At 57.5% G+C, this 21451-nt stretch carries 14 protein-coding genes and 3 rRNA genes; 16 read left to right on the top strand and 1 reads right to left on the bottom strand.

Annotated features, from left to right (window positions below; all coding sequences use genetic code 11):
• Together DCC27_RS04880 and tyrS are read left to right on the top strand one after the other, a co-directional pair.
• Positions 1 to 2322, top strand: a complete 2322-nt coding sequence (locus tag DCC27_RS04880) for a UvrD-helicase domain-containing protein (protein ID WP_110110913.1) — start codon at positions 1 to 3, stop codon at positions 2320 to 2322.
• Positions 2323 to 2395: 73 nt separating this feature from the next.
• Positions 2396 to 3724, top strand: a complete 1329-nt coding sequence (gene tyrS, locus DCC27_RS04875) for a tyrosine--tRNA ligase (RefSeq protein WP_246840144.1) — start codon at positions 2396 to 2398, stop codon at positions 3722 to 3724.
• A gap of 299 nt (positions 3725 to 4023) precedes the next feature.
• Here tyrS and DCC27_RS12085 read toward each other — a convergent pair whose 3' ends face one another.
• Positions 4024 to 4287, bottom strand: a complete 264-nt coding sequence (locus DCC27_RS12085; RefSeq protein WP_148707506.1) for a hypothetical protein — start codon at positions 4285 to 4287, stop codon at positions 4024 to 4026.
• Between the two features lie 13 nt (positions 4288 to 4300).
• Between DCC27_RS12085 and DCC27_RS04870 the strand changes: the two genes are divergently transcribed.
• The 14 genes from DCC27_RS04870 (at position 4301) to xerD (ending at position 21413) form a co-directional block, all read left to right on the top strand.
• Positions 4301 to 5824 (top strand): 16S ribosomal RNA (locus DCC27_RS04870).
• 630 nt (positions 5825 to 6454) lie between these two features.
• A 23S ribosomal RNA gene (locus DCC27_RS04865) occupies positions 6455 to 9552 on the top strand.
• 326 nt (positions 9553 to 9878) lie between these two features.
• Positions 9879 to 9995: ribosomal RNA gene (gene rrf, locus DCC27_RS04860) — 5S ribosomal RNA — on the top strand.
• Together the 16S, 23S and 5S rRNA genes form the textbook arrangement of a ribosomal RNA operon.
• 516 nt (positions 9996 to 10511) lie before the next feature.
• A complete protein-coding gene (locus DCC27_RS04855) occupies positions 10512 to 11495 on the top strand; it encodes a thiamine pyrophosphate-dependent dehydrogenase E1 component subunit alpha (protein WP_110100421.1) in 984 nt (327 codons plus the stop codon).
• Between the two features lie 24 nt (positions 11496 to 11519).
• Positions 11520 to 12506 (top strand): alpha-ketoacid dehydrogenase subunit beta, encoded by a 987-nt coding sequence (locus DCC27_RS04850; protein ID WP_110099293.1) that lies wholly within the window; start codon positions 11520 to 11522, stop codon positions 12504 to 12506.
• A gap of 11 nt (positions 12507 to 12517) precedes the next feature.
• A complete protein-coding gene (locus DCC27_RS04845) occupies positions 12518 to 13786 on the top strand; it encodes a dihydrolipoamide acetyltransferase family protein (protein WP_168186075.1) in 1269 nt (422 codons plus the stop codon).
• Between the two features lie 258 nt (positions 13787 to 14044).
• Positions 14045 to 14944, top strand: coding sequence for a hypothetical protein (locus DCC27_RS04840; protein WP_110110338.1), 900 nt, complete (start codon positions 14045 to 14047; stop codon positions 14942 to 14944).
• On the top strand, positions 14941 to 15738 hold the full coding sequence (locus DCC27_RS04835) for an HAD-IIA family hydrolase (protein WP_110110337.1): 798 nt from the start codon (positions 14941 to 14943) through the stop codon (positions 15736 to 15738). Before DCC27_RS04840 ends, DCC27_RS04835 begins: the two co-directional genes overlap by 4 nt.
• Positions 15731 to 15898: a hypothetical protein gene (locus DCC27_RS12165; protein WP_168186074.1), complete on the top strand. Its 168-nt coding sequence runs from the start codon at positions 15731 to 15733 to the stop codon at positions 15896 to 15898. The genes DCC27_RS04835 and DCC27_RS12165 overlap by 8 nt, the downstream gene beginning before the upstream one ends.
• Positions 15895 to 16707 carry a TlyA family RNA methyltransferase gene (locus DCC27_RS04830; protein WP_246840143.1) on the top strand — a complete coding sequence of 271 codons (813 nt, stop codon included), beginning with the start codon at positions 15895 to 15897 and terminating at the stop codon, positions 16705 to 16707. The genes DCC27_RS12165 and DCC27_RS04830 overlap by 4 nt, the downstream gene beginning before the upstream one ends.
• A gap of 122 nt (positions 16708 to 16829) precedes the next feature.
• Positions 16830 to 17984 (top strand): NAD kinase, encoded by a 1155-nt coding sequence (locus tag DCC27_RS04825; protein WP_110099297.1) that lies wholly within the window; start codon positions 16830 to 16832, stop codon positions 17982 to 17984.
• Positions 17985 to 18000: 16 nt separating this feature from the next.
• A complete protein-coding gene (gene recN / locus DCC27_RS04820) occupies positions 18001 to 19728 on the top strand; it encodes a DNA repair protein RecN (protein ID WP_110100427.1) in 1728 nt (575 codons plus the stop codon).
• 61 nt (positions 19729 to 19789) lie between these two features.
• Positions 19790 to 20461 (top strand): NUDIX hydrolase, encoded by a 672-nt coding sequence (locus tag DCC27_RS04815; protein WP_110100428.1) that lies wholly within the window; start codon positions 19790 to 19792, stop codon positions 20459 to 20461.
• Positions 20430 to 21413 carry a site-specific tyrosine recombinase XerD gene (gene xerD, locus DCC27_RS04810; RefSeq protein ID WP_110100429.1) on the top strand — a complete coding sequence of 328 codons (984 nt, stop codon included), beginning with the start codon at positions 20430 to 20432 and terminating at the stop codon, positions 21411 to 21413. The genes DCC27_RS04815 and xerD overlap by 32 nt, the downstream gene beginning before the upstream one ends.
• Positions 21414 to 21451 lie beyond the last annotated feature (38 nt).

Genomic DNA, 21451 nt, shown 5'->3' with positions numbered 1-21451 from the left:
ATGCACGTTGATCAGTCCTGCTCCGACGCCCACGATCACCTTCCTGAAACCTACCGGGATGAACTCGCCCGGGAACAACGCTATGTTGGGCAGCTCTACGCTCGGCTTGACCAGCTACGCGCTGAAAAGCGGGAACAACTAGCCCGGGTGCGTAAATCCGGCGCGCAAGGATCCTTGCAGAACCAATCCGAGCGTGATGCCTTTGCCACCCAGTACGAGGACCGGATCGCTCAACTCGACGCCGTCGAAGATCGCCTGGTATTCGGCCGGCTTGACACCGAGAACGAGGACCCACGCTATATCGGACGGATCGGTCTGAGCTCGGCGGATCACTCCCGGCTACTGATCGACTGGCGCGCCCCGGAATCAGCTGCGTTCTACCAGGCCACCGCGCAGAACCGTGGGACGGTTCAACGACGCCGTCACCTGTTGATGTCACGCCGACGGGTCGTGGGCTTTGATGATGACGTGCTTGATGCAGATCTGGTCGATGAAGATATCCAGTATCGTTCCTCGGCATTGCTGAGTGCGGTCACCGCCCGGCGCACCGGACGCATGGGCGACATTGTGGCGACCATTCAAGCTGAACAAGATGAGATCATCCGGTCCCCGCTGTCCGGCGTCTTGGTGGTTCAGGGAGGCCCCGGGACCGGCAAGACGGCCGTGGCCCTGCACCGGGCTGCGTATTTGCTGTACACCCACCGGCAACGCTTGGAGTCCTCCGGCGTACTATTGGTGGGCCCCTCGGAAGCGTTCATGAATTACATTGACCAGGTGTTACCTTCCCTGGGCGAAAACGGTGTGGTGATGAGTTCTCTGGCGGAGCTGTATCCCGGGCTCAAAGCCGTTGCCGAAACCTCTCGGGACGTGGCTCGCATCAAAGGACGTGCGGTGATGGCTGACGTGATGCGCCACGCGGTCCAGGCCCGGCAACGCCGGATCACTACCCCGCGTGAGTTGAAGGTTGAAACCATTACGCTGACCCTGACACCCCAGGTCGTCGACGCTGCGCTGAAGAAAGCACGCCATTCCGGACTGGCCCACAACCAAGCACGAGAAGTCTTCGTCAACGAGGTCGTCGACGCTCTGAGCGATCAGATGATCGCCGAACTTGCCGCCGGGTCCGCAGGCAAGAACGAGGCCGACCGGTCCTATGTGCCCACCGAAATCCGCCAGTCTGTGGATGTGCGGCGCATCCTGAACATGTGTTGGATGCCGTTGAGCCCAGAAAAAGTTCTCGACGAGTTACTGTCCACCCCGCGCCTACTCGTCGATGCGGCTTATATGCTCGACAACCACGAGCTACTGGCGTTGCTCCGTGAGCCCCACGCGCCTTTTACGGTCTCTGATGTGCCACTCTTGGATGAACTGGCTGAACTGCTCGGGGCGGTGGACGCCGCTACCCGCGCGGTACAACGCGCCGAGCAACGTCAATACGAACGTGACCTCGCCAATGCCGAAGCAACGTTGGAGAATGTGCACCAGAGCCTGGAAGACCTCGGAGTCGATGGTGTCGTGACTGCCGAGGCCCTGGCCCGGTCACAAGGACCTCAGCACGTCCGGCGTAGCGCTGCTGAGCACGCTATCACCGATCGGGGCTGGACCTACGGGCACGTCATTGTGGATGAAGGTCAAGAATTGACCCCGATGCAGTGGCGGGTGCTGTTCCGCCGATGTCCGATCAAGTCTTTCACCATCGTTGGCGATATTGCGCAGTCCTCCAACGCCGACACCACCACGTGGCGGCAACGTCTGGAGCCCTTCGCGGATCAGGCGACCCGCGAGATGGAACTGAGCGTGAACTACCGAACACCGGCCACCATTGCCGACTTGGCCGCCGAAGTTGCCACCCGTCACGGGGCGAACATCTCCACTCCGAAAGCGCTCCGCGCCGGTGAGGACCGTCCACGTATTGATGTTGTTGGTGTTGGTGATCGAGACAGGCATCTGCATGAGGTGATTAATCGGTTGGCCACCGACCTGCCCGCGGCACTGATCGCCGTCGTGGTGCCCGAGGCACTCATTGACACGACCGGTCAGAACTTGTCCTCGGCCTTTCCTGAGCGCATCTGGTGGGGACAAGGACTGCGTCACGACCGGGATCTGGTCCTGGTGACAGCCTATGAATCCAAGGGACTCGAATACGACGCCGTGGTGATCGTCGAGCCCCAACAGATCGTGGCCGAAGCCGAGGGCTCGATCGGTGACCTCTACGTGGCCATGACCCGAGCCACCCAAATTTTACGGATGATCACCACCGACGATCCCGAGGAGCTTCCCGCACCATTGGAACAACACTGTCACGCCGTTGAAACAGCCTGAGCCTAACTACTCCAAGCACTGACTGTGGGGAAGATGCACCAGAGTCCAGATAGAAACTGGTATGTTGTGGTGTGTGACTACTCCAGGTGAAATTTCCGTGCCACAAGCCAATGATCCGTCCTTTGACAATATTTGGCAGGAGCTGAAGTGGCGAGGACTGGCACATGTGAGTACCGATGAACAAGCACTGGAAAAAGTGCTTGCTGGAGAACCCATCACCTACTATTGTGGCTTCGACCCGACAGCAGCGTCGCTTCATCTTGGACACCTGGTTCAACTGCTGGTGATGCGCCGACTGCAGCTGGCGGGACACAAACCCCTGGCGTTGGTCGGAGGATTCACCGGACTGATCGGAGACCCGCGACAAACCACAGAACGGACTCTGAACGATAAGGCCCTCGTGGCCGAGTGGGTCAATTCTCTGCAAGACCAGGTTTCGAACTATCTGGAGTTCGACGCCGGAGACAATGTCGCCACCATGGTGAACAACCTGGACTGGACCGGGCAGCTTTCGGCCCTGGATTTCTTACGCGATATTGGTAAGTTCTTCCGCGTGGGAACCATGATCAAAAAAGAGATCGTAGCCAAGAGACTCGAATCTGAAGAAGGCATCTCCTACACCGAGTTCTCCTACCAGATCTTGCAGGGCTACGACTTTCTGGAGCTCTACCGTCGTTACGGTTGCGTGCTACAAACCGGTGGTTCTGACCAGTGGGGAAACCTCACCTCCGGAACCGAGTTGGTCCGCAAAGTTGAAGGTCAACATGTCCACGCCTTCGGGACTCCGTTGATCACCAACGCGGACGGCACCAAATTCGGTAAATCTGAAGGCAATGCGATCTGGCTCGATCCTGAGATGTGTTCGCCCTACACCTTCTACCAGTTCTGGCTCAATACCGCCGATGCAGACGTGATCGACCGGTTGAAAGTCTTCACGTTCCTCACCCGGGATCAGATTGCAGACTATGAGACGAAGGTCAAAGAGCAACCACATTTGCGTGAGGCCCAGAAAATTTTGGCATGGTTGGTGACTAGTCTGGTGCACGGCGAAGAACAAACCCGACAGGTCATTGACGCTTCGGCTGCGCTCTTCGGCCGCGGCGAATTGGCTCATATTGACGAGCAGACCTTAGCTGCGGCAGGTGCCGAACTACCACGGCCCGAGCCAGGAGCCCTGGACTCTTCCGCGCTCACCATAGTTGACTTGCTCGTTGCTACAGGCCTGGAAAAATCCAGGTCCTCGGCACGGCGAACCGTCAGCGATGGTGGCGCCTCCGTCAATAACGAGAAAATTCCCGACCCCGAAGAGCAGTTTGGGGCCGAAAAGGCCCTGCATGGGAAGTACCTCTTCGTGCGTCGAGGCAAGAAGAATCTAGCCTTCGTGGACCTCAGCGCGCTCTAGGGCGAAAGAACCAGCTGACTAACCCCAACGCGAGAGCGGGGTCACAGAAAATAGTTTTCGCACACCGTCGCTATCAGCCTAAAATCGGCGGAATCATGCGGTAGAACCCGACGATTCCGCCGATTTTGTTTTTTGCACGAGGTGTGTGTAAAGTATTCATTGCTGTCAGAGACCAAGCCCGCTGAACGAGCGGCCAAGAAGAGACAGCATCGAGAACAGAATTTGCAACGCAGAGAGATCATCTGCTAAACTACGAATCCGGTTCTCTTCCACGTTGGGTTCGAATTTGCTTCTGAAAATCAGGTGAAGATCTGATTTGACGAGGTGAACATCGAGTGACTATCGTGGAAACCCTGAGAAATGGGAAGTTGAAAACCTCTTCTTCTGTTTCTACGAACGGTTGTTTGATAACTCGATAGTGTGCCAAGTTTGTTGATGCCAAATTTTTTTTGTTTGGTTGCCATGGCCTCTTTTTTGCCTCGTTGGTTTTGGGGTTGTGGTTTGGCCAGTGGTGGGTTTTTCCGGCCTGCCTTTTGATCGTTCTTTCTGGGGCGTGACTTCATTTTTGTTGTTCTTGTTTTGGAGAGTTTGATCCTGGCTCAGGATGAACGCTGGCGGCGTGCTTAACACATGCAAGTCGAACGATGAAGCTACAGCTTGCTGTGGTGGATTAGTGGCGAACGGGTGAGTATCACGTGAGTAACCTGCCCTTGACTCTGGGATAAGCCTGGGAAACTGGGTCTAATACTGGATATGACTTCTGACCGCATGGTTGGTTGTGGAAAGTTTTTGCGGTTTTGGATGGACTCGCGGCCTATCAGCTTGTTGGTGGGGTAATGGCCTACCAAGGCTTCGACGGGTAGCCGGCCTGAGAGGGTGACCGGCCACACTGGGACTGAGACACGGCCCAGACTCCTACGGGAGGCAGCAGTGGGGGATATTGCACAATGGGCGCAAGCCTGATGCAGCGACGTCGCGTGAGGGATGACGGCCTTCGGGTTGTAAACCTCTTTCAGCAGGGAAGAAGCTTTGGTGACGGTACCTGCAGAAGAAGCACCGGCTAACTACGTGCCAGCAGCCGCGGTAATACGTAGGGTGCGAGCGTTATCCGGAATTATTGGGCGTAAAGAGCTCGTAGGCGGTTTGTCGCGTCTGCTGTGAAAGCTCAGGGCTTAACTCTGAGTTTGCAGTGGGTACGGGCAGACTGGAGTGCAGTAGGGGAGATTGGAATTCCTGGTGTAGCGGTGGAATGCGCAGATATCAGGAGGAACACCGATGGCGAAGGCAGGTCTCTGGGCTGTTACTGACGCTGAGGAGCGAAAGCATGGGGAGCGAACAGGATTAGATACCCTGGTAGTCCATGCCGTAAACGTTGGGCACTAGGTGTGGGGGATATTTCCACGTTTTCCGCGCCGTAGCTAACGCATTAAGTGCCCCGCCTGGGGAGTACGGCCGCAAGGCTAAAACTCAAAGGAATTGACGGGGGCCCGCACAAGCGGCGGAGCATGCGGATTAATTCGATGCAACGCGAAGAACCTTACCAAGGCTTGACATACACCGGATCGTTCCAGAGATGGTTCTTCCCTTTTTGGGCTGGTGTACAGGTGGTGCATGGTTGTCGTCAGCTCGTGTCGTGAGATGTTGGGTTAAGTCCCGCAACGAGCGCAACCCTCGTTCTATGTTGCCAGCATTTGGTTGGGGACTCATAGGAGACTGCCGGGGTCAACTCGGAGGAAGGTGGGGATGACGTCAAATCATCATGCCCCTTATGTCTTGGGCTTCACGCATGCTACAATGGCCGGTACAGAGGGTTGCGATACTGTGAGGTTGAGCTAATCCCTTAAAGCTGGTCTCAGTTCGGATTGGGGTCTGCAACTCGACCCCATGAAGTCGGAGTCGCTAGTAATCGCAGATCAGCAATGCTGCGGTGAATACGTTCCCGGGCCTTGTACACACCGCCCGTCAAGTCACGAAAGTTGGTAACACCCGAAGCCGGTGGCCTAACCGTTGTGGGGGGAGCCGTCGAAGGTGGGACTGGCGATTGGGACTAAGTCGTAACAAGGTAGCCGTACCGGAAGGTGCGGCTGGATCACCTCCTTTCTAAGGAGAAAGTTTTTTTCTCAGTGTTTTTGTTGGTGCCCTGGTGTGGTGACTGATGCTGTTGTGGTGTTGGTGCCAGGGTGCTGTTTGGGTGGATCATCAATGAATCCCTGGTTGTGTGGGGGTCATGCTGTGGGCATGGCTGGTTGCTGCTATTAGTACTGTTCCGCGCCGCGTGTTGTGTGTGGTGTGGTTCGTGGAGTGTGGTGGTTGCTGGTGGTGTTCTGGTGTGTTTGGTGCACTGTTGGGTTATGGGGTAATTGTTCCCTGGTGGCCTGTCTGCTCTTGTTGTCATCGTGTTGGTGGTGATGGGGGTGGGTGGGGTGTTGTTGTGGTAATTGCATAGTGGACGTGAGCATCTATCATGACACTGCGGTTTGTGGTGTTGTGGTTGTGCTGCAAAGAGCACGAGTTTGTGCTGCGATCATTGGCCTGTTGGGGTTGGTGGTTGTGGTGGTGTTTCTTTGTGGTTGCTTTAGTTGTTTGTTTTGTGTGTCCAGTCACCATCGCATGATGCTGTTGTGGTGTTGTGTGTGGTGTTGGTGTTGCTTGTTTTGTGGCTTACGTGTGGCGCCATCGGTTGCCCCCTGTGATTCCTTCGTTGTGTTGGGTTGTGGGGGTTGGTGGTGTTTGTAAGTTGTGAAGGGCGCATGGTGGATGCCTTGGTAATAGGAGCCGATGAAGGACGTGGGAATCTGCGATAAGCCTGGTGGAGTTGATAACCGAGCGTTGATGCCAGGATGTCCGAATGGGGTAACCCCGCGCATCGTGGTGGTGCGTGACCGCTGGTTGAATGTATAGGCCAGTTGGAGGGAACGTGGGGAAGTGAAACATCTCAGTACCTGCAGGAAGAGAAAATAATAATGATTCTGCTAGTAGTGGCGAGCGAACGTGGATGAGGCTAAACCTGGTGCGTGTGATACACGGTAGTGGTTGCGTGCTAGGGGTTGTGGGATGCGCTGTGCTGGTTCTACCGGGCTGGCGAGTGATGGTTGCGTGTATGCGAAGTAGTTTGGATGCTACACCGTAGTGGGTGAGAGTCCCGTAGTGGTAACGCGTTGGCCGGGCTTTGGTGTTTTCCCGAGTAGTACGGGGTTCGTGGAGTCCCGTGTGAATCTGCCAGGACCACCTGGTAAGTCTAAATACTTCCTATTGACCGATAGTGGATCAGTACCGTGAGGGAATGGTGAAAAGTACCCCGGGAGGGGAGTGAAAGAGTACCTGAAACCATGTGCTTACAATCCGTTCGAGCGTCCTGTGGGGTGTGAGAGCGTGCCTTTTGCAAAATGAGCCTGCGAGTCAGTGATGCGTGGCGAGGTTAACCCGTGTGGGGTAGTCGTAGCGAAAGCGAGTCTGAATAGGGCGGTGAGTCGCGTGTTCTGGACCCGAAGCGGAGTGATCTACCCATGGCCAGGTTGAAGCGTGTGTAAGAGCACGTGGAGGACCGGACCCACTTCAGTTGAAAATGGAGGGGATGAGCTGTGGGTAGGGGTGAAAGGCTAATCAAACTCCGTGATAGCTGGTTCTCCCCGAAATGCATTTAGGTGCAGCGTTGCGTGTTTCTTGCTGGTGGTAGAGCTACTGGTTGGCTGATGGGCCCGACAAGGTTACTGACGTCAGCCAAACTCCGAATGCTGGTGAGTGAGAGCGTGGCAGTGAGACTGTGGGGGATAAGCTTCATGGTCGAGAGGGAAACAGCCCAGATCATCGGTTAAGGCCCCTAAGCGTGTGCTAAGTGGAAAAGGATGTGAAGTTGCTGAGACAACCAGGAGGTTGGCTTAGAAGCAGCCACCCTTGAAAGAGTGCGTAATAGCCCACTGGTCAAGTGATTTTGCGCCGACAATGTAGCGGGGCTTAAGCATACCGCCGAAACTGTGACAAACCACCGTGTGGTGGGTTGGGTAGGGGAGCGTCGTGCGTGTGGTGAAGCAGTCGTGTGAACGGTTGTGGAGAGCGTGCGAGTGAGAATGCAGGCATGAGTAGCGATAGGAGGGTGAGAAACCCTTCCGCCGGATGACTAAGGGTTCCAGGGTCAAGTTCATCTTCCCTGGGTTAGTCGGGACCTAAGGCGAGGCCGACAGGCGTAGTCGATGGATAACGGGTTGATATTCCCGTACCAGTGGTAGACCGTCCCTGCTGAGCTGGTGATACTAACCACCCGAGCCTTCCTGGATCACCTTTCGGGGTGACGTGGTTGGTGAGCGTGGGACCTGAACTGGTGAGGCAAGCGTGTTAACAGGTGTGACGCAGGAAGGTAGCCGGGCCAGGCAGTGGAATGGTCCTGGTCTAAGCGTGTAGGATGCAGGGTTGGTAAATCCGCTCTGTGTGTGTCTGAGACGTGATGGGCTCCCACGTGGTGGGAGATCTGGTGATCCTATGCTGCCAAGAAAAGCATCGACGCGAGGTTGACATTGCCCGTACCCTAAACCGACTCAGGTAGTCAGGTAGAGAATACTAAGGCGATCGAGAGAATCATAGTTAAGGAACTCGGCAAAATGCCCCCGTAACTTCGGAAGAAGGGGGGCCTCGACCTTGACACCCACGTGCTGGGTGGAGGGGGTAGGGGCCGCAGAGACCAGGGGGAAGCGACTGTTTATCAAAAACACAGGTCCATGCGAAGTCGTAAGACGATGTATATGGACTGACTCCTGCCCGGTGCTGGAAGGTTAAGCGGAGCTATTAGCCCTTTGTGGGCGACGTGGTGAAGTTAAGCCCCAGTAAACGGCGGTGGTAACTATAACCATCCTAAGGTAGCGAAATTCCTTGTCGGGTAAGTTCCGACCTGCACGAATGGAGTAACGACTTCCCCGCTGTCTCAACTGTGAACTCGGTGAAATTGCAGTACGAGTAAAGATGCTCGTTACGCGCAGAAGGACGGAAAGACCCCGAGACCTTCACTATAGTTTGGTATTGGTGTTCGGTGTGGCTTGTGTAGAATAGGTGGGAGACTGTGAAGCTAGCACGCTAGTGGTAGTGGAGTCGTTGTGTGAAATACCACTCTGGTCATAGTGAATATCTAACTTCGGACCGTGATCCGGTTCAGGGACAGTGCCTGATGGGTAGTTTAACTGGGGCGGTTGCCTCCTAAATGGTAACGGAGGCGCCCAAAGGTTCCCTCAGCCTGGTTGGCAATCAGGTGTTGAGTGTAAGTGCACAAGGGAGCTTGACTGTGAGACTGGCAGGTCGAGCAGGAACGAAAGTTGGGACTAGTGATCCGGCGACTCGTTGTGGAACGGTCGTCGCTCAACGGATAAAAGGTACCTCGGGGATAACAGGCTTATCTTGCCCAAGAGTTCATATCGACGGCATGGTTTGGCACCTCGATGTCGGCTCGTCGCATCCTGGGGCTGGAGTTGGTCCCAAGGGTTGGGCTGTTCGCCCATTAAAGCGGTACGCGAGCTGGGTTCAGAACGTCGTGAGACAGTTCGGTCCCTATCCTCTGCGCGCGGTGGAGAATTGAGAAGGGCTGTCCTTAGTACGAGAGGACCGGGACGGACGAACCTCTGGTATGTCAGTTGTACCGCCAGGTGCATGGCTGATTGGCTACGTTCGGGATAGATAACCGCTGAAAGCATCTAAGCGGGAAGCTTGCTTCAAGATGAATTCTCCTGACACCCTTGTGGTGTGAGAGGTTCCCAGTAGATGACTGGGTTGATAGGCCGGGTGTGTAAGCACGGACTGACGACGTGTTGAGCTGACCGGTACTAATAGACCAAAGACTTACAAACACCCCCAACCAACCACAAACCACTCCCCGCCCGCCGGGGGTTGGTGGAGGATCACGGGTCTGGGGTGTGAGATGGTAAGCCAGAGACAACACCACACCCTGACACGACACCACCCCTACCGGGGGTGGCCTGTCAGGGTGATCACGAGCAAACACTCACGGCACACACAAAAAACACGACACCCAACGTGTTCTAGCCCAGCACAACCATGCCAACGTCCACTATGGGATTACCCCAACTAACACCGCCGTGTGTGAAACACACAGGCCCACACAATCGAAGACAAGGTTTCCCACCCCCACCCCCTGGGGGTTGGTGAGAAGAGTTACGGTGGTTATAGCGTAGGGGAAACGCCCGGTCCCATTCCGAACCCGGAAGCTAAGACCTACAGCGCCGATGGTACTGCACACGGGAGTGTGTGGGAGAGTAGGACACCGCCGGACAATCATTACACGGTCGGGGACGAACAGACCACACCGGTGACAACGACGCCACCACCGCCCAGGCTCTGTTCGTCCCCGACCACCATTTAACCCACCAAACACCTGATCGAGGTGTTCAGGTACGCAGGTACGTATTCAGCGCTAAAAAAGTGCCAGTGCTTCGGACTGTGCTATTTTATGTGTATCTGTTGTAGTCTCTTCCAATCATTGTTTGTCACTGACCGCTACCCGGGCGCAATGAGCTAGTGTCCAGTCGTTTCTATCCGACTTCATGCTACGGCGATCACTTCCGCGCGTTTCTTGGTAATGCAACGCGTTCCCTGAGTGCTCTTGACGTGTTGTTGCTGTGGGCATCAGCACCTCAACTGTCGGCCCAGAGGGCGTGGCCCTGGTAATATTAAATATATCGGTAGAGCGTTTAGATAACGATTTACTGATAAAGTTGAATGTCCAAGTTGCACATCGGAACGTTTCCGTGGTGACTTTCCTCAGGCGGAAACGTTGAGGGGCGGGAACATGAAACTCGAGGAGGACCGGCTCATCGAAGCCTATCGGCGGATGAGTCGAATTCGGCAGTTTGAAGAAGTAACAAAAGATTTATTACTTGATGGTCAGCTTTATGGAGCGTTTCACACTTCGGCGGGGCAAGAGGCCTCTATTGTCGGGTCGTGTTTAGCTCTTGAAGAGACCGATTATATGGTTGGTACACACCGGTCACACGGGCACCCTATCGGCAAAGGCGCCGATATCAAGGGGCTGATGGCTGAATTATTCGGCCGCGTGGACGGTGTTAACGAAGGTAAGGGCGGGTCGATGCACCTGTCTGATTTCTCCGTTGGGTCGCTCGGGGAGACCTCGATCGTTGGGTCCGGACTGCCTGTCGCTACCGGCGCCGGGTTGGGCACGAAATTGCAGGGGAAAGACCAGGTCACCTTATGTTTCTTTGGTGATGGTGCTTCCAATGAAGGTGCATTTCATGAGGCTCTCAACATCGCCTCGATCTGGGATCTGCCCGTCGTGTACGTCTGTGAGAATAACGGTTATGGTGAGTTTACCTCCTGGGGAAAGGTAGTGGCATCGGAATCAATCGCTGCCCGCTCCGTGGCTTACGATATGCCGGGCGTTGTTGTTGACGGACAAGAGTTCATGGCTGTGTATGAGGCGGTCAAGACAGCGGTTGATCGGGCACGGTCCGGTGAAGGACCCTCGCTGGTGGAGACTCGCACCTACCGTTTCGAGAACCATGCGATTGGGTTGCCCGTTGAGGAATATCGGGACGACGAAGAGATCGACGAGTGGCGAGAGAACCGTGATCCCCTGGTCCTGTTCCGTGATAAGGCTGAGGAATTCGGTCTGAATATTGCTGATTTAGACAGCATTGATGAAGCGATTATCGATGAAGTCAATGAAGCGGTTGAATTTGCCAAAGCCTCGCCGGAGCCATCGGCGGATGAGGCGTTCACCCACCTATTCACCGAACCCGTCGAGATTCGACACTAGCTGTGTGAGAAGAGGATACAGGCAATGCGTACTTTGACATATCTCGACGCTATCGTCGAAGCACAACGTGACGAGATGGCCCGTGATGAGAACGTGTTCCTCATGGGCTTGGACGTGTCTTGGAACATTACCGGAACAACGGGGAACAAGAATGGCAAACTCTCAGAGCAGTTCGGGTTAGAACGTGTTCGGGACGCTCCCATTTCAGAGAATGGCTACGTTGGCACTGGAGCGGGCGCTGCGATGGTTGGGATGCGACCCATCGTCGAAATTGAAATTGCACCGTTCATCTACGTTGCCATGGACCAACTGGTGTCCATTATTTCGAAATCCACATATATCTACGGTGGTCAAGCATCGCTACCCATAACAATCCGGATGCCCATGATTTATAACGTGGGCAACGCAGCCCAGCACTCGGATCGTCCGATTTCTACCCTTGCAACCATTCCCGGGCTGAAGATTATTGCGCCGTCCACGCCCAGAGACATGTACGGGCTGTTGCGTCAAGCAATCCAAACCGACGATCCGGTGGTGGTCCTGGAAGATTTCACCCGTACCGGTGTACGTGGCGAAGTTCCGGATGCCGACGAGGAATTCACGATTCCCTTGGGCCGGGCCGATATCAAACGGGAAGGCTCAGACGTCACCATCGTGACGGTTGCCGGGGCACTGGGTGCTGCCGAGGCTGCAGCAAATCAACTAGCCGACGAAGGAATTGACGCCGAGATCTTGGACCCGCGATCGATTTTGCCTCTGGACCTGGAAGCGATTCTGACCTCTGTCGCCAAGACAGGAAAGCTTGTTGTGGCCGACCCATGTCATGACTTTTCCTCGATTGCTTCACAGATCTCGGCCGAAGTTGTCCAAGAAGGTTTCTGGGACCTGGAAGCACCGATCCAGCGAGTGACCACTCCGCACACTCACATTCCATACGCGCAGTCGATGGAAAAACCGCTATATCCGAACGCCGACCGCATCGTTGCGGCCGTACACCAAACCATGGAATGAGAGGGGCCGTTGTGACGACTGAAATCAAGCTCCCACAGTGGGGCATGTCAATGGGTGAAGGTACCGTCACGCAGTGGTATGTCAGTGTTGGCGACGAAGTAGAAGCTGGCCAACCTCTCGTTGAAATAGAAGCTGCCAAAGTCACCGACGATGTCAGCTCTCCAACAGCGGGAACCGTTCAGGAAATTTTGGTTGACGTAGACGACACCGTTGAGGTTAACACTGTGCTGTGCGTCGTGGGTGATGGTGCGATGCAGCAACAGGCAGCGCCTCAGGACGGGGATGAGTCACCGTCTGAGACCACTTCGACATCACCGACAGAATCTGAGCGGCGCACCAGCGAGAACACCTCGCATGATGCGGGTGCACCGCGAGGGATTGAAGAAGCTCGCAAGAAATCCGGTCGCATCACCGGGGTGGTTCCTTTGGCCCGCAAACTGGCCAAAGAACACGACATCGACCTTGCTCAGATCGACGGCAGCGGAACCTCAGGCCGGATTGTGACCCAAGACGTCCGAGACGTTATCGAAGGTCGCGACGCTGCACCTGCCGATGACCAAGCCCAGGAGCAACCAAGTACGGCCGAAGCCGGTGGCGTCTCACCAGAAGGCGAAACGCGGGAGAAAATCCCACGGTTACGTAAAGTCATTGCCGATCGGATGCACGCCAGCCTGTCCGACACCGCACAATATACGCTGACGACCACAGCGGATATCACGGACTTTGAAACCTTCCGGGGTGATGTCGGTGGCGGAGTGACGAAACCGTCCTACATGGACGCCGTTCTGCGGGCGGTAGCGGCCGCTCTCGGGCACCATCCGTTGTTGAATTCCCGACTGGAAGACGACTCCATCGTCGATCCGGGCGTGATCAACCTAGGTTTTGCGGTGGCACTCGAGGACGGGCTCGTTGTTCCGGTGATCCACAACGCCGAACGCCTCGGGCTGGCCGAGATGGCAGAGACCACGCGGGAACTGGCCACACGTGCGCGTGACCAGGACCTGGGCGCTGATGACTTTGATGGAGGAACTTTTTCCATCACTGCACTTGGTGGGCAAGGAATTGATTTCTTCACCCCCATCATTAACCCGCCACAGTCAGCGATTTTGGGAATTGGTCGGGTTCGTGAAGTGCCGACACGGTTTGGGTCAGGCTTCGTGTGGCGCCACGAGTTGCCCTTGAGTTTGACGGTGGATCACCGGTTGAACGATGGGTATCCTGCGGCGTTGTTCCTTGCCGAGGTGGTTGACCTTCTGGGGCAACCGAACAAGCTACTGTAGCGAGTCTCCACGCTGACATTTCACGGTCGTTGGTCCTTCGGTACGGCGACAGCGACCGTGAAATGTGTGCTTTAACGTCTGCTGTGCACGCTGTTGAAGAAGCGCGAGTGGCGAGCACAGTGATTTCAGTTCCTGAGGATGTTTCTCAACCGATCAGTGGCTCAGCCGGCCTCGTCTGACCGAACAACACCGGTGGCTTTCTAGTAGACTAACTCCGACGTGTAACAAGGTATTTTCGATCGTTAGAACGGCTCGTTAGTGACAGAACATTCAGAACAGCAGTCCTCCCCACGACGTGACCACGGAGGCCAGCGCCCGCACCGTCACAACAACCACGGTGGTCGGTCACACCCAAACCGTGGGCGTGGGCATCACGGGCAGCGATCTGTTCGGGGACCGCGCAAGGACCGCCCACGGGAGCCACAGATTGACGGAGATGTCACCGGACGGGAACTGGACGGGGCTGTCACCCGCGAACTAGCGGCTTTAGAAGAGCACAACCGCGTCAAGGTCGCCAAGCACTTGGTGATGGCCGCCCGGTACTTAGAAGCAGACCCCGAGCTCGCCTTTGACCACGCACGCGCCGCCTCCAGCCGTGGCGGTCGCATCGGGGTGGTCAGGGAAGCAGTCGGGATCACCGCCTACGAAGCAGAGAAATATCAGGATGCGCTACGCGAGTTCCGGACGTATCGACGTATTTCGGGAGACGATACCCATATTCCGGAGATCGTGGACTGTGAGCGTGCCCTGGGGCGTGGCGAAAAAGCACTCCAAACCGCCGCGGAAGTCAACCGAGAAAAACTAACCAAACGTGTCCGGGTCGAACTTGCTATCGTGGTCTCCGGGATCTTGCAGGACCTCGGCCGCGCTCAGGAAGCCGTTGCAGCGCTCCAGATTCCGGAACTAGATCGGCACAAGGCCTTTAGCTATAGTCCGCGACTATTTACGGCTTACGCGGACGCATTAGAGAACGCAGGACAAGAGCGCGAAGCGCGTCTGTGGCGCCAACGCACCGCTCGAGCGGAATCAGCACTCGGGTTCTCGGTGACTGATGATGATCCAGCGATCATCGACCTCGGTGAAGATTTTGAGCCAGCGCCAGATAAAAGTCCCCGCCCCCAGAAAAAACACTCGGGACAAGGAAACCTACGCCGATGAAACTTCGTGACGGACACGATGGGCTCCTCTGTGATCTCGACGGGGTGGTCTATGCCGGGGACCAGTTGATTTCCGGAGCCGAGATCCTCAATGATCTCATCGACCACGGTGTGGCCGTGGGCTTCGTCACCAATAACGCCTCGAAATCTACCGAGGCCGTGGTAGCGAAACTCCAGAAGCTCGGCGTCCACGCCGCGCCAGCACACGTGTACTCCTCAGCTCAAGCCGGTGTTGAAATACTGCGCGCAGAACAACAGCCCGGAGCAACGGTCTTCGTCGTCGGTTCGGACAGTCTGCGACAGGCGGTAGTACAGGCGGGATTTCAGGTGGTGGACCACGCGAGCCAGCAGCCTGAGGCGGTCATTCAAGGTTTCGACCCCGGAATCGGGTGGAAGAATCTCGCCGAAGCGAGCTTCGCAATCCACCGGGGCGCCTTCTGGGTGGCTACCAATTTGGACCTGACGATCCCTCAAGAACAAGGCATCGCTCCCGGCAACGGATCGCTGATTGGAGCGGTCACCCAGGCCGTGGGCAGAGGCCCCGATGTGGTGGCTGGCAAGCCGGAGCCGCAATTATTCCAGCTGGCCGCCCAAGCTCAGGGAATGAACCGCCCGCTGATGGTCGGTGACCGGCTCGATACCGATATTAAAGGTGCACATGCGGCGGGATTTACTGCGGCCCTGGTGACCACCGGAATCCACCAGCCAGCCGACGTAGCCGGTCGTGAGAGAACAGAACAACCTGACGTGATCATTGATCATTTGGGACAATTGGTTGAGGGCGCCCATGAATGACGACGTTGAACTCACGGATGCCAGGTTACTCGAGATTCTCCAAGCTCTCGACGGGATCCAGGACCAAGACATCGCCACCGAGTGTCAGCGATACGAGCAGGTGCTGGATCAGCTCCAGGATCATCTCAACGACCCGAATGCGGCAGGGCCCACGCTGTGACCTCGACACCTGTGCAACGGTTGGACCACTATTTGGTTAGTGCCGGGCTGGCACCCACCCGAAGCCAGGCGGCAGGCTTGATTCACCAGGGGGTGATCACCGTCAACGGCCAGGTGGTACATAAGCCCGGGAAAAAAGTTGCCTCCGGCGATACGGTGGAATCCCAGGCCGACCAGCAGCAGTGGGCATCTCGGGCCGGGCATAAACTGGCCGGTGCTTTGGACATTTTCCGCGGAATAGACGTCAAGGGCGCTAGCTGCCTGGATGCCGGAGCTTCCACGGGAGGATTTACCGACGTGTTATTGCACCATGGAGCTGGACACGTGCACGCGGTGGACGTGGGCCATGACCAGCTGGTGCCACGGCTGCGAGTTGACCCCCGGGTGAGCGTGTATGAAGGCCTGAACATTCGCGCGCTGAGCCTCGAAACGCTCGGGGAGTCCGTGGAGGTGGTGGTTTCCGACCTATCATTCATCTCACTGACCTTGGTGCTGGAACCGCTGGCCGGAGTGTGTGCCGACGGCGCCGATGTGATGCTGATGGTCAAACCACAATTCGAGGTCGGCAAGAAAGCACTCCCCAAATCCGGAGTGGTGACCGACCCCCAGGCCCGAGTGCAAGCGGTGACTCGCGTGGTGCATACTGCTGCCCGGCATGGGCTCGACCCGGTCGGGCTCAGCGCATCCACTTTGCCAGGACAGGATGGCAACCGGGAATTCTTCTGTCACGCCGTGAAAAGGCCCTCCGCCGTCTCGGCCGACGCGCTTGCCGACTGGGTACGACGCCAAAACGTAGACTGGGGAGAGTAACGGTTGACTGACCGGGTCAGTGCCGATGTTTTCTCCACAGAGTGCTGGCCGAAAAGTACACGCTGATCCCGTGAGACGGTACAGTGATCTGAAGCGAGACGCGCGAGTTTGGAGGTATTGGAATGGCGCCACGCAGGATTCTGATCCTGACCCACACCGGTCGTGAAGATGCCATTCAATCCGGACTCGATGTTGCTGACGAACTGTTAACGTACGGGCTACAACCGGTCATGATGCGTGATGATGCCGAAGCGATCAATCAGGCCATTATCACCGGGGCCGTGCCCCGTCGCACCATGGTGGCCGACGTTCTCGAAGATGCCGGTCAGCTTGGTGATATTGATCTGTGCGTGGTGCTGGGCGGAGACGGTTCGGTGTTGCGCGCTGCTGAGCTGGTGCGCGGTACCGAACTGCCGTTGCTGGCGGTCAACCTCGGCCACATCGGCTTCTTGGCCGAATCTGAACGCACCGATATTCCCTCCACCGTGGCTGCGGTGGCTGAAGAGGCTTACGACGTTGAAGAGCGCATGACCATCGATGTCAGAGTTTTAGTTGACGATCAGCTGGTGGCCCGAACGTGGGCATTGAATGAAGCCTCGGTCGAAAAATCCAACCGCGAACGCACTCTCGAGGTCGTCATCGGGGTCGATGATCGCCCGATCTCCACCTTCGGATGTGACGGGGTCGTGATGGCTACCCCGACCGGTTCGACTGCCTATGCTTTCTCAGCCGGAGGACCGGTCGTCTGGCCCGAAGTCGAAACGATGCTGATGGTGCCACTGTCTGCCCACGCGCTCTTTGCCCGGCCCCTGGTCGTTTCGCCGCGCTCGGTCATGTCCGTGGACGTGTTGCAACGCACCAATGAGGCCGGGGTGCTGTGGTGCGATGGCCGTCGAACCGTGGATCTACCCCAGGCAGCTCGGGTGGAAGTCACCCGCTCGGATCAGCCAGTGCGCCTGGCACGGCTGTCGCACACGCCCTTCTCCGAACGACTGGTCCGCAAGTTCAAGCTTCCCACCAAGGGATGGCGTGGGTCGATCTCAGAAGCCGATCGGGCAGAAATAGCCGCCCGATCCCTGGCGCGTCGTCAGTCCGCAGCCTCCACCGGCTCATCCGGGGTTGAAGTCGTGGAGCCACACCACTTGGCACCCAAAGTCGAAGTCACCGAGCCGCGCACCACCGAGTTGCCGGTGGTGACGAAAGCTGATGAGAAGAATCCGCTGGTGACCAGGGCGCAATTACGAGCAGACCGGACGTCAAACCGGTCCGAGGACTAAAGGGGAGGCCAGTACCGTGATAGAGCACCTAGGCATTTCGTCGCTGGGCGTGATCGAATCCGGGGGTCTCGACCTCGGGCCGGGTTTCACTGCCCTGACCGGTGAAACCGGGGCCGGGAAAACGATGATTGTCACCGCGTTGAACCTGTTGCTCGGAGGCCGGGCTGATGCGTCGCTGATTCGTCGCGGAGACCGCAAGGCCGCGGTGGAAGCTGAATTCATTCTGCCCGAGAATCACCCCGTGGCCGGGCTGGTTGAAGAAGCTGGTGGCTCTGTAGACCCGTTGGAGGACAACGTCCAGGTGCTGGTCTCCCGGACAGTGACCGAATCCTCCGGATCCACTCGCTCCCGGGCCACCGCCGGTGGCCGGAGTGTGCCGGTGAGCTTGTTGGTAGCCGTGGGCGAACATTGCATCGCCATTCATGGGCAGTCCGAACAATTGCGCTTGCGTTCTGCGACCGCTCAACGCCAAGCTCTGGATTCCTTTGCTGGAGCCGAGCTGAAAGACACGCTGGAGACTTATCGGAAGAATTTCTCTCGCTGGAACGCAGTTCGAGAAGAACTCCAGGCGCTACGCGCCCAAGCCCAAGACAGGGCACTAGAGGCCGAGAACCTGCAACGCTCGCTGGAGGAGATCGACGAGGCCGAGATCACCGAGGCAGAAGACCAAGAGTTGGCTTCCACCATTGCGCGACTGGAAAATATTGAAGACCTCAGGTCCGCAGCAACTACCGCCCGTGGCGGGCTGGCCGGTGAAGACGACACCGATCTGAATGCGCCCAGCGCAGAAGTGTTAGTGGAGGCTGCTCGACAGTCCTTGGCGAGTTCACCGGGAGATGATCCGGTGCTTCAGCAACTCGCACAACGGCTGAGCGAAGTGGGGATCCAGCTTGCCGATATTTCTACCGAATTGGCCAGCTATCTGGCCGGGCTCGATGATGAAGGCCCGCACGCGTTGGACCAGGCCCAAGAGCGTCGAGCTGAACTGGATCGGCTGAAACGTCTCTACGGTCCCGAGTTGACAGACGTGCTGGCCTGGGCCCAGGACCACCGGTCCCGACTCGATGAGCTACAGGGCGATACCGGTCGCATTGAAGAGCTTGAGACCGAAGAACAACAGCTCCACCAGGCCGTCACGCAGGGAGCAGAACAGCTCCGCTCCCTGCGCCTGGGTGCCGGTGAGATGCTATCGGAGAAAGTTACGGACGAACTGCACGGGTTGTTGATGCCCACCGCCGAACTGACGGTCCGGGTCAGCCCGTTAGAGACCTTCGGGCCCTCTGGAGCAGATGATGTAGCCATTCTGCTACGGCCCCACCCCGGCTCCGACCCGGTGCCACTGGGCAAAGGTGCTTCCGGAGGCGAGCTCTCCCGCGTCATGCTGGCACTCGAGCTGGTACTGGCCGATACCGACCCGGTCCCGACCTTCGTTTTTGACGAGATTGATGCCGGGGTCGGGGGAGAGGCCGCCGTACAGATTGGACAACGTCTGGCCGCCCTGGCTCGTCGGGTTCAAGTCATTGTGGTGACTCACCTGCCACAGGTGGCAGCTTGGGCAGATCACCACCTGAAAGTCACGAAGAATCCCGATACCGCGGCCGGGGTGACGACCTCGGATGTACAGGAACTGACCCGTCGGGAACGAGTTGAAGAACTGGCCCGCATGCTTGCCGGGCATGCTGACTCCTCCTCGGCGCAGGAACACGCCCGCGAGCTACTAGACCAGTCGCAACTTTGCGACTAACTCACTCAGTGAACCCCGGGCGCTCCGTCAGACCCCGGTGCTAGAGAGGATTCGAGAAATCGTGAAGAACCGTGACGAAGATCAGCGCGCCAACCAGACCCAGGACTGTGTGGATCAGAGCTACCGGGCGCCGGTGAGGCACCGGGAAACTGCTTTCCACGGGGTGGTCTGGGATATCCGACGCGATACTTTCGAGCTGGACGCCGGCGGCAAACGCCAGGAACTGACCCGAGAATATATGGCCCATCCCGGGGCAGTGGCGGTCCTGGCACTCAACGACCGGGATCAGGTGGCGATGGTGCGCCAATACCGTCACCCGGTGTCCACGTTCTGCTGGGAAATCCCGGCCGGGCTCTTGGACGTCTGCGGCGAATCGCTGGTAGCCGCAGCCCAACGGGAACTGGCCGAAGAGGCTGGCCTGGAAGCCAAAGACTGGCAGATTCTGGTGGATCATTTCTCCACCTCCGGGGCCTCGACCGAAGGGACCCGAATCTTTCTGGCGCGCGAAGTGGCCCAGATTCCCGAAGAGAACCGGGCGGAGCTACACGCCGAAGAGGTGGGGATGCAACTGCACTGGGTGGACCGTGACCGGGTCATTCAGGCAGTACTGGCCGGCGAGATTCACAATGCCAACACCATCATGGCGGTGATGAGTTACACCGTGGGTTCAACCCAGCCATCCTGGCCGGTGCGCGAGCTGGATGATAAGTGGTTGGGTCGTAGCGGTGCTTGATCCGCGCGAGTACCCGGCAGGTTTAAGCACCCCAGCCCAGCGGTACCTCGATGCGGTGAGTATTGAACGGGGCCTATCGGAGAACACTCTGAAAGCATACGAACATGACTTGACTCGCTACGTGAACTATCTGGTCTCCCAGGGGCTGAACGACATCAGCCAGGTCACCACCCATCACGTCACCGGGTTCTTACAAACCATCCGCACCGGGGCCGATGGCGAGACCGCAGTGGTGGCCCGTTCGGCAGCGCGGATGCTCGCCGCCGTGCGCGGGGCACACGAATTCTGGGCGGTCGAAGGGTTGGTGGACCACGATCCGGCTCGCGAGGTTTCGCCACCCAGCCTGGAACAGAGCCTGCCGAAAGCTCTGAGCATCGACGAGGTTGCCCGTCTGTTGGAAGCACCCTCACCGGATACCCCGGCTGGGCTACGGGACCGGGCGCTGCTGGAATTTCTCTACGCGACCGGAGCCCGGATTTCTGAAGCGGTGGCCCTGGATGTTGACGATATTGTCCAGGCTCTGGATGGCACCTCCCAACCGGTGGTGCGACTGTTCGGCAAAGGATCCAAAGAACGCATCGTGCCGCTGGGATCCTACGCCTACCGGGCATTAGACGCTTGGTTGCGTCGGGGACGCCCGGGCATCGTCTCCCGGGGGAGGGGCACAGCGGCACTGTTTGTCAATCTGCGCGGTTCCCGGCTCTCTCGCCAATCTGGGTGGACCATTTTGAAAAAAGCCGCCCAACGGGTCCAGCTCACCGACGAGGTGTCGCCACACACGTTGCGACACTCGTTTGCGACCCACTTATTATCTGGGGGAGCTGATGTGCGGGTGGTCCAGGAACTGTTGGGACACGCTTCCGTGACCACCACACAGGTATATACGTTGGTCACCGCTGAGAGTTTGCGCGAGGTATATGCGACCGCGCACCCGCGGGCGATGAGGTCCTAAAGTGTATACCTTCAGGTTGCACTTTAACCTCAAGGCTC

Origin of the sequence: Auritidibacter sp. NML130574 (assembly GCF_003185725.2) — a bacterium.
Classification (GTDB): Bacteria; Actinomycetota; Actinomycetes; order Actinomycetales; family Micrococcaceae; genus Auritidibacter; species Auritidibacter ignavus.
Note: the sequence above shows the minus strand (reverse complement) of the source record. Positions and strands in the feature narration are given on the sequence as shown.

Coding starts and splice junctions, on each gene's coding strand:
- DCC27_RS04880 (WP_110110913.1), top strand. CDS start 1: ATGCACGTTGATCAGTCCTGCTCCGACGCCCACGATCACCTTCCTGAA.
- DCC27_RS12085 (WP_148707506.1), bottom strand. CDS start 4,287: ATGAAGTCACGCCCCAGAAAGAACGATCAAAAGGCAGGCCGGAAAAAC.
- DCC27_RS04855 (WP_110100421.1), top strand. CDS start 10,512: ATGAAACTCGAGGAGGACCGGCTCATCGAAGCCTATCGGCGGATGAGT.
- DCC27_RS04850 (WP_110099293.1), top strand. CDS start 11,520: ATGCGTACTTTGACATATCTCGACGCTATCGTCGAAGCACAACGTGAC.
- DCC27_RS04835 (WP_110110337.1), top strand. CDS start 14,941: ATGAAACTTCGTGACGGACACGATGGGCTCCTCTGTGATCTCGACGGG.
- DCC27_RS12165 (WP_168186074.1), top strand. CDS start 15,731: ATGAATGACGACGTTGAACTCACGGATGCCAGGTTACTCGAGATTCTC.
- DCC27_RS04825 (WP_110099297.1), top strand. CDS start 16,830: ATGGCGCCACGCAGGATTCTGATCCTGACCCACACCGGTCGTGAAGAT.
- xerD (WP_110100429.1), top strand. CDS start 20,430: ATGATAAGTGGTTGGGTCGTAGCGGTGCTTGATCCGCGCGAGTACCCG.